The organism is Streptomyces turgidiscabies Car8 (assembly GCF_000331005.1).
GTDB classification, from domain to species: Bacteria; Actinomycetota; Actinomycetes; order Streptomycetales; family Streptomycetaceae; genus Streptomyces; species Streptomyces turgidiscabies.
Map to the genome: position 1 here is coordinate 1 of NZ_AEJB01000034.1, position 8,395 is coordinate 8,395.

Here is an 8,395-nt window from a genome sequence, read left to right on the forward strand (position 1 = left end):
ACCGTCGACGGACGCGACGCGCTTGGCGAGTCCCGCGAGCCCGGTGCCCGAGGCACCCGAGGGGTCCGCGCCTCCCACCCCGTGGTCTGCTTCACGCGTACCCAGGCCGGCGGACGGTCACCTCTTGGCGAAGTCGCCCTCGGCGATCGTCTGTCCGTCCGGACCCACGACCTTCCGGTCACCCAGCGGCTCGTCCAACTGCACCTTTTCGTACGTCGCCTTGGCGAGCATGATGCAGATCGTGCCCTTCTTGGTCGCCGAGGTCACGGTCACCGTCACCTCGCCGTCCTCCTTCGCCGACGCCGCGTACGTGCTGCACACCCCGCCCCAGAAGCCCACGGTCAGCTCCTTGCCGTCGCCGGAGACCGTGTAGCCCTCGATCTTCATGTTCCGTGTCGTCGTCCCGGACGTCGGCTCGTCGCCCGGCGCGGTCGGCGTGGCAGTCGGTGACGGCTCCGCGCTCGTCCCGGAACCGGAACCGGCCCCGGCCAGGAATCGGGGGTCGACCGCCGGGTACGTCACCGTGTGCCCCTTCACGGCACCCTGCGCCCGTACCTCGAAGAGCCACGACGGCACCAGAGCCGGCCGCCCCGCCACGGTGTGCGAGGCCAGCCCGAACACCGCCTTGTCGACGGTGAGCGACTCCTTCTGCCGTGTCGTCGTCTCCGTCGTCGTACCGCACGGCGCCTCCAGGCGGTCCTTCAGCGGGACGGGGCTGGCGCAGCCCCCGATGCCCATGCGGTGCTCGGGAGTCGCCACCGCCCCCGGCTCGTTGAGCAGGGCCAGCGTGGCCTTGGCGCCGAGCACCGGATACGTGTCGCTCTTCACCGGCGTCGACAACTGGCCGCTGCCCGACACCACTTCGCCCTGCGCGCTGATCTGGAGGCCGGTCGTCCAGCCGTAGGTGGGCAGCCCGCCGACCACCGGATCGGCGTTCACCACCCGCTGCGTGCCCAGGACCTGGCTCACGTCCAGTTTCGCGTCGTCCTGGCCGACCGCCTTCAGCACCGGCGCCGCGGCCTTCTTCGCCGCCGCCTCGCTCACCGGATCGACGGTCGTCCCCTCGGCGGAGGGTTTCTGCGCGCACACGGTCGTGCTCCTGCAGTTGTCGGGACCGCCGAGCAGGTACCGGCGGAAGGACCAGGTCCCCGGCGCGTGCTTGTTCACCCGCAGGAAGGGACCGGTCCCGTCCTTCGCCGTGCCGACCAGCCAGTCCTCGGCCTCCGTCACCGGCTTCCCCTCGACCCCGAGCGCCTTGGCCAGCCGGGTCACCTCGGCGGCCGTGATCTCTCCCTCGGCGTTCTTCGCCATCGTGTACACCGGTGCCGACGAGGGCCCGGCGGGCAGCGCGCCGTCCGCCCGGTAGGTCACGCCGTTCGGGTCGGGCTCGCCGGGCGCGATGCCGTTCGTACCGCCCGTGCCGCCCGTGTCACCGCTCTCGGTGTAACCGTCCAGGGCCAGCGGCGGGGGAGTGGTGCCGTCGCCGCCCGGCGCGGAGGCGCCCGTACGGTCGTCGTCCTTCGAGCCGCCGACCGCACTGGTGGCGAGGTACGCCCCGCCGCCCCCGACGAGCAGCACCGCGGCGGCGACCGAGGCGACCAGCACCGGGGACCGGCGCCGGGACGGGCGCTCGGCGCCGCTCTCCTCCGGCGCGGGCTCGGTGACGTCGTCCGCGCTGCCGTCCGTGTCGGCCCCCGTGGCCGTCTTCTCGGCGTCGCCGTCGGCGGCATCGTCGTCGTGATCGGGTCGCTCGGTGTTCACCGCATCGCTCCTTCGGCTCCCAGCTGTCCCGGCTGTCCCGACCGGCCCGGCCCTGTCACCGACAGGCACCGGCAGGTCGTACACCGTGTCCTCTTTACGGGGGACAGCGATGGGACGCGGCGGGGGAGCGCACGGTTCCCGTCGAGCGCTGGTCGGCGCGGAGGCCGACGCGGTGGCCGACGGGAGCGCCGCCGCTCCCGGCCCGTCAGCCGCCGTACTCCGGCATCGCGTCCACCAGCCGCGCCGAGGCGGGCGGGACGGTCACCCCGTGGATACGGGACGGGGAGACGGGCGCGGCGGTGATCCGGTCCGGGGCCGTCCAGTGCGGCGCCATCCGGGCACAGTCGCCGCGCAGGGAGGCCAGATCCCCTTCGAGGTCGTGCGGCGCGGCACCCGGTCCCGAGTGCACCTGCTGGACCTGAAGAGCCTGATGGACCTTGAAGTTCGTCATACCGGAACCGTATGCACCGCATACCCGGCCGAGAAAGATCTACTATCGGGTAGTTTTGCCGCTACAGCGGACGCGGGCCGACCGGGTAGCGTGAACTGTCAATCACCCTTCCCCTCGCAGGAGAGTGTCCTCGCCGTGCGTATCGCAGTCACCGGCTCCATCGCCACCGACCACCTCATGACCTTCCCCGGCCGTTTCGCCGACCAGCTCGTCGCGGACCAGCTGCACACGGTCTCGCTCTCCTTCCTGGTCGACAACCTCGACGTACGCCGGGGTGGCGTGGGCGCGAACATCGCCTTCGGCATGGGCCAGCTCGGCACCAGGCCGATCCTGGTCGGGGCCGCGGGCGCCGACTTCGACGAGTACCGCGCCTGGCTCGACCGCCACGGCGTGGACACCGAGTCGGTCCGTATCTCCGAGACGCTGCACACCGCCCGTTTCGTGTGCACCAACGACGCCGACCACAACCAGATCGGCTCCTTCTACACCGGCGCCATGAGCGAGGCCCGGCTGATCGAGCTGAAGACCGTCGCCGACCGCGTCGGCGGCCTCGACCTGGTCTCGATCGGCGCGGACGACCCGGAGGCGATGCTCCGCCACACCGAGGAGTGCCGCGCGCGGTCCATCCCGTTCGCCGCCGACTTCTCCCAGCAGATCGCCCGTATGGGTGGCGACGACATCAAGGTCCTGCTGGAAGGCGCCGCGTACCTCTTCTCGAACGAGTACGAGAAGGGCCTCATCGAGTCGAAGACCGGCTGGTCCGACGCCGAGATCCTCGCCAAGGTCGGCACCCGGGTGACCACCCTCGGCGCCCGTGGCGTACGCATCGAGCGCGTCGGCGAGGAGCCGATCGAGGTCGGCTGCCCCGACGAGGAGGCCAAGGTCGAGCCCACGGGCGTCGGCGACGCGTTCCGGGCGGGGTTCCTGTCGGGACTGGCGTGGGGGGTCTCGCTGGAGCGTGCCGCCCAGGTCGGCTGCATGCTGGCGACGCTCGTCATCGAGACGGTGGGCACGCAGGAGTACACCCTCCGGCGGGCCAACTTCATGGACCGTTTCCGTAAGGCGTACGGGGACGATGCCGCCGTGGAGGTTCAGGGGCATCTGGGCTGATTCGTCGGGTGCGGGTGCGTGGGGGCTGGTCGCGCAGTTCCCCGCGCCCCTGACCAGGTCAACTCAACCGGCGGACCAAGTAAGCCGTTCCTTTTTCCATCCGCTCCTCGCCCGCGTACTCCTGTCCCCGCATCTCGCACCATGCCGGGATGTCCAGACGGGCCGCCTCGTCGTCCGACAGGACGCGGATCGTGGCGCCCACCGGGACGTCGCCGATGACCTTCGCGAGCTCGATCACCGGGATAGGGCACCGCTTGCCCAGGGCGTCCACGATGAGCGCGCCCTCCTCCCGTACCGTCACCGGAGCCGGCGCGCCCAGCTTCTCCCGTACGGTCGCCACCGCGTCCGGCAGCGCCGAGAGGAACCGGTCGACCTCCTCGGCCGGGGTCCCGACCGGCAACGACACCCGCACGTTTCCCTCGCTGAGCACCCCCATCGCCCGCAGCACATGGCTCGGCGTCAACGTGCTGCTCGTACAGGACGACCCGGAGGACACGGAGAAGCCGGCGCGGTCCAACTCGTGCAGCAGTGTCTCCCCGTCGACATAGAGACAGGAGAAGGTGACGACGCCGGGCAGTCGCCGGACCGGATCGCCGACCACCTCCACGTCCGTCACCAGCTGGGGCACCCGCGCCCGGATCCGCTCCGTCAGCTCCCGCAGCCGTACCGCCTCCTGGGCCGCCTCGGCCCGCACCGCCCGCAGCGAGGCCGCCGCCGCGACGATCGCCGGCAGGTTCTCGAACCCGGCCGCCCGCCCCGACTCCCGCTCGTCCGCAGGCCCTTGCGCCGCGAACCGCGCCCCTTTACGGACGGCGAGCAGCCCGACCCCTGACGGCCCGCCCCACTTATGGGCGCTCGCGGCGAGCAGCGACCAGGGTCCCGGCACAGCCCCCCACCCGAGCGACTGCGCCGCGTCCACCAGCAACGGCACCCCGGCCGCCCGGCACGCCTCGGCCACCTCCGCCACCGGCTGCTCGGTCCCCACCTCGTGGTTGGCCGACTGGAGACACGCCAGCGCCGTGTCGGGCCGTACGGCGGCCCCGTACGCCCCGACGGCCACGGCACCGGTGCGATCCACCGCCACGGTCGTCACCTCGCCGCCCGTCGCCTCCCACTCCTCCGCCGAATGGAGGACAGACGAGTGTTCGACAGCCGACACGATCAGGTGACGCCCGACGCGCCGCCGCCCCGCGAGAGCGCCCGCCACACCGGTGTGAACGGCCCGCGTACCCGACGAGGTGAACGTCAGCTCATCGGAACGGCACCCGACCGCCTCGGCGGCGGCCTCCCGAGCGGCATCCAGCAACATCCGAGCCCGCCGCCCCTCCCTGTACAGACGTGCGGGATCCGCCCACCCCTCATCGAGCGAGGCCAACAGAGCCTGCCGGGCAACGGGATGAAGGGGGGCGGAGGAGGCGGCATCAAAGTAGGACACAGACCAACGCTAAGTCCTCAACCAAGGGGGCGGAGTCCTACTCAGGGGCGCGGGGAGCTGCGCGACAAGCCACAGACGGCCCGCACCCGCCCCACACACCCGCCCCACACACCCGAACCCCCGCCCCAATAGGCGTCCGACCCCCCGTCAGAACGCCCCCAACCCGACCCTTCCCACCCCTTCGGGGTGACCCCCGGCGCGTTGGGGACCCTCCCCGCGCGACCCCAAATTGCGTCCAGTAGGGTTTGGTCCGCATAAACATCCAAACCCCTGCCCGACGCAGGGCGGCGACCGACCACCGAGTAGGCAGGCCGCAGCCAATCCGCGCGGGCGAGACTCTCGGGAAGGCGCTACGTGAGTCCCAACGGCTCCGACCTCCCCCACGCCCTGGGGGGCGCGGGCGGTACCCCCACGCCGCGGCGCCCGTTGCGGCGGAAGCTGCTGCAGGCATTGACTGCGGGCCTGGTCCTCGCGACCGCGACCGGTTGCACATACAAGGACTTCCCCCGCCTTGGTATGCCCACCCCGACCACGGAAGAGGCTCCGCGGATCCTCTCCCTGTGGCAGGGATCCTGGGCAGCCGCGCTCGCCACCGGCGTGCTGGTCTGGGGCCTGATCCTGTGGAGCGCCATGTTCCACCGGCGCAGCCGCACCAAGGTCGAAGTACCTCCGCAGACCCGGTACAACATGCCCATCGAGGCGCTGTACACCGTGGTTCCGCTGATCATCGTCTCGGTGCTCTTCTACTTCACGGCACGTGACGAGTCGAAGCTCCTCGACACCTCCAAGAAGCCCGACCTCACGGTCAACGTCGTGGGCTTCCAGTGGAGCTGGGGCTTCAACTACATCGAGAACGTCCCGGGTTCCACCGGAAACGCGAACACCGACGAGAACCTGGCGGCCATTCCGGACCGGTTCAAGAAGGACTTCCCGGCGGGCGCCGGTGGCGTCTACGACGTCGGCACGCCCGGTACGAAGAACCCGCAGACCGGCAACCCCGGCCCGACCCTCTGGCTCCCCAAGGGCAAGACGGTCCGCTTCGTCCTCACCTCGCGTGACGTCATCCACTCCTTCTGGGTGGTGCCGTTCCTGATGAAGCAGGACGTCATCCCGGGGCACACCAACGCCTTCCAGGTGACCCCCAACAAGGAGGGCACCTTCCTGGGCAAGTGCGCGGAACTCTGCGGCGTCGACCACTCCCGGATGCTGTTCAACGTGAAGGTCGTCTCCCCCGAGCGCTACGAGCAGCACCTCAAGGACCTCGCGAAGAAGGGGCAGACCGGTTACATTCCCGCCGGCATCGCGCAGACGAGCCACGAGAAGAACCGGGAGACGACAAACCTGTGAGCATCACCAACGAACCCCAGGGTGCCGCCGCAGCTGAGGACTCGTACGAGAACGAGCTGCCGGTACGGCGCAAGCAGCCCGGCAACGTGGTCATCAAGTGGCTGACGACCACGGACCACAAGACGATCGGCACGCTGTATCTGGTGACGTCGTTCGCGTTCTTCTGCATCGGTGGCGTGATGGCGCTGTTCATGCGCGCCGAGCTGGCCCGGCCGGGTCTGCAGATCATGTCGAACGAGCAGTTCAACCAGGCGTTCACGATGCACGGCACGATCATGCTGCTGATGTTCGCGACGCCGCTGTTCGCCGGTTTCACCAACTGGATCATGCCGCTGCAGATCGGCGCCCCCGACGTCGCGTTCCCGCGGCTGAACATGTTCGCCTACTGGCTGTACCTGTTCGGCTCGACCATCGCGGTCGGCGGGTTCCTCACCCCCTCGGGCGCGGCCGACTTCGGCTGGTTCGCCTACTCGCCGCTCTCCGACGCCGTGCGCTCACCGGGCATCGGCGCGGACCTGTGGATCATGGGTCTGGCGTTCTCCGGTTTCGGCACGATCCTCGGCGCGGTCAACTTCATCACCACGATCATCTGCATGCGCGCACCGGGTATGACCATGTTCCGCATGCCGATCTTCGTGTGGAACGTGCTGCTGACCGCGGTCCTTGTTCTGCTGGCCTTCCCCGTTCTCGCCGCCGCGCTCTTCGCGCTGGAGGCGGATCGGAAATTCGGCGCACACATCTTCGATGCCGCGAACGGTGGTGCCCTGTTGTGGCAGCACCTGTTCTGGTTCTTCGGGCATCCAGAGGTGTACATCATCGCGCTGCCGTTCTTCGGCATCATCTCCGAGGTCATCCCGGTCTTCTCGCGTAAGCCGATGTTCGGCTACATGGGCCTGATCGGCGCGACCATCGCCATCGCGGGTCTGTCCGTGACGGTGTGGGCCCACCACATGTACGTCACCGGCGGAGTCCTCCTGCCGTTCTTCTCCTTCATGACGTTCCTCATCGCCGTACCGACGGGCGTGAAGTTCTTCAACTGGATCGGAACGATGTGGAAGGGGTCACTGAGTTTCGAGACCCCGATGCTCTGGGCCACCGGCTTCCTGATCACCTTCACCTTCGGTGGTCTGACCGGTGTCATCCTGGCGTCGCCGCCGATGGACTTCCACGTCTCGGACTCCTACTTCGTGGTGGCGCACTTCCACTACGTCGTCTTCGGCACGGTCGTGTTCGCGATGTTCTCCGGCTTCCACTTCTGGTGGCCGAAGATGACCGGCAAGATGCTCGACGAGCGCCTCGGCAAGATCACGTTCTGGACGCTGTTCATCGGTTTCCACGGCACCTTCCTCGTCCAGCACTGGCTGGGCGCCGAGGGCATGCCGCGCCGGTACGCGGACTACCTCGCGGCGGACGGCTTCACCGCGCTGAACACGATCTCGACGATCAGCTCGTTCCTGCTGGGCCTCTCCGTGCTCCCGTTCCTCTACAACGTGTGGAAGACCGCGAAGTACGGCAAGAAGGTCGAGGTCGACGACCCCTGGGGTTACGGCCGTTCGCTGGAGTGGGCCACGTCCTGCCCGCCCCCGCGGCACAACTTCCTCACCCTGCCGCGGATCCGCAGCGAATCCCCGGCGTTCGACCTGCACCACCCTGAGATCGCAGCGCTGGACCAGCTGGAGAACGCCGGTCACGGCGAGAAGGCTCTCGCCGGCGGCAAGGAGGCGGGCAAGTGAAGGTCCAGGGCAAGATGTTCATCTGGCTCGCCGTCTTCGTCCTCGCCATGGCGATCGTCTACGGCGTGTGGTCGAAGGAGCCGGCGGGCACCACGGCGCTCTTCCTGGCCTTCGGCCTGTGCATCATGGTCGGCTACTACCTGGCCTTCACGGCCCGGCGGGTCGACGTGGGCGCGCAGGACAACAAGGAAGCGGACATCGCGGACGACGCCGGTGAGGTCGGGTTCTTCAGCCCGCACAGCTGGCAGCCGCTCGCGCTGGGCATCGGTGGCGCGCTCCTGTTCCTGAGCGTCGCGATCGGCTGGTGGCTGGCGTTCTTCTCGGCCCCCATGCTTCTCATCGGCCTGTGGGGCTGGGTCTTCGAGTACTACCGCGGTGAGAACCGCACCCAGTAACACGCTCAGTGCTCAAGGGAGTGTCCTGATCTTGAACAGACCCGGAAGGAGTACGACGATCCGATCCGTCGAAGAGAGGATCAGATCCGTACGCCGAACTGGAACGGCATGTTGTCGATCGACTCGTACCGCACGACCGTGCCGGAGCGCGGCGCGTGCAGGA

7 protein-coding genes are annotated in these 8,395 nt (G+C 69.2%); 4 read left to right on the plus strand and 3 right to left on the minus strand.

Annotated elements, in window-relative coordinates; genetic code table 11:
- Positions 1–117: 117 nt before the first annotated feature.
- Complete coding sequence (locus tag STRTUCAR8_RS02470; RefSeq protein WP_006373822.1) at positions 118–1,761, minus strand: hypothetical protein; 1,644 nt, start codon at positions 1,759–1,761, stop codon at positions 118–120.
- 205 nt (positions 1,762–1,966) lie between these two features.
- Positions 1,967–2,212, minus strand: coding sequence for a hypothetical protein (locus STRTUCAR8_RS02475; RefSeq protein WP_006373817.1), 246 nt, complete (start codon positions 2,210–2,212; stop codon positions 1,967–1,969).
- A gap of 135 nt (positions 2,213–2,347) precedes the next feature.
- On the opposite strand from STRTUCAR8_RS02475, the gene STRTUCAR8_RS02480 reads away from it, so the two are divergent.
- Complete coding sequence (locus STRTUCAR8_RS02480) at positions 2,348–3,322, plus strand: carbohydrate kinase family protein (protein ID WP_006373821.1); 975 nt, start codon at positions 2,348–2,350, stop codon at positions 3,320–3,322.
- 58 nt (positions 3,323–3,380) lie between these two features.
- On the opposite strand, the gene STRTUCAR8_RS02485 is transcribed toward STRTUCAR8_RS02480, so the two are convergent.
- The gene (locus tag STRTUCAR8_RS02485; protein ID WP_006373823.1) at positions 3,381–4,757 is read right to left on the minus strand and encodes a cysteine desulfurase/sulfurtransferase TusA family protein; all 1,377 of its coding nucleotides are present in this window, start codon (positions 4,755–4,757) and stop codon (positions 3,381–3,383) included.
- 354 nt (positions 4,758–5,111) lie between these two features.
- Here STRTUCAR8_RS02485 and ctaC point away from each other — a divergent pair, with 354 nt between their 5' ends.
- Genes ctaC through STRTUCAR8_RS02500 form a run of 3 tightly spaced genes read left to right on the plus strand, consistent with a single transcriptional unit; the run spans position 5,112 to position 8,232 of the window.
- A complete protein-coding gene (ctaC, locus tag STRTUCAR8_RS02490; protein WP_006373824.1) occupies positions 5,112–6,104 on the plus strand; it encodes an aa3-type cytochrome oxidase subunit II in 993 nt (330 codons plus the stop codon).
- A complete protein-coding gene (gene ctaD / locus STRTUCAR8_RS02495; protein WP_006373820.1) occupies positions 6,101–7,837 on the plus strand; it encodes an aa3-type cytochrome oxidase subunit I in 1,737 nt (578 codons plus the stop codon). Before ctaC ends, ctaD begins: the two co-directional genes overlap by 4 nt.
- A complete protein-coding gene (locus tag STRTUCAR8_RS02500; RefSeq protein WP_006373818.1) occupies positions 7,834–8,232 on the plus strand; it encodes a cytochrome c oxidase subunit 4 in 399 nt (132 codons plus the stop codon). The genes ctaD and STRTUCAR8_RS02500 overlap by 4 nt, the downstream gene beginning before the upstream one ends.
- Positions 8,233–8,395: the final 163 nt, after the last annotated feature.

Coding starts and splice junctions, on each gene's coding strand:
- STRTUCAR8_RS02475 (WP_006373817.1), bottom strand. CDS start 2,212: ATGACGAACTTCAAGGTCCATCAGGCTCTTCAGGTCCAGCAGGTGCAC.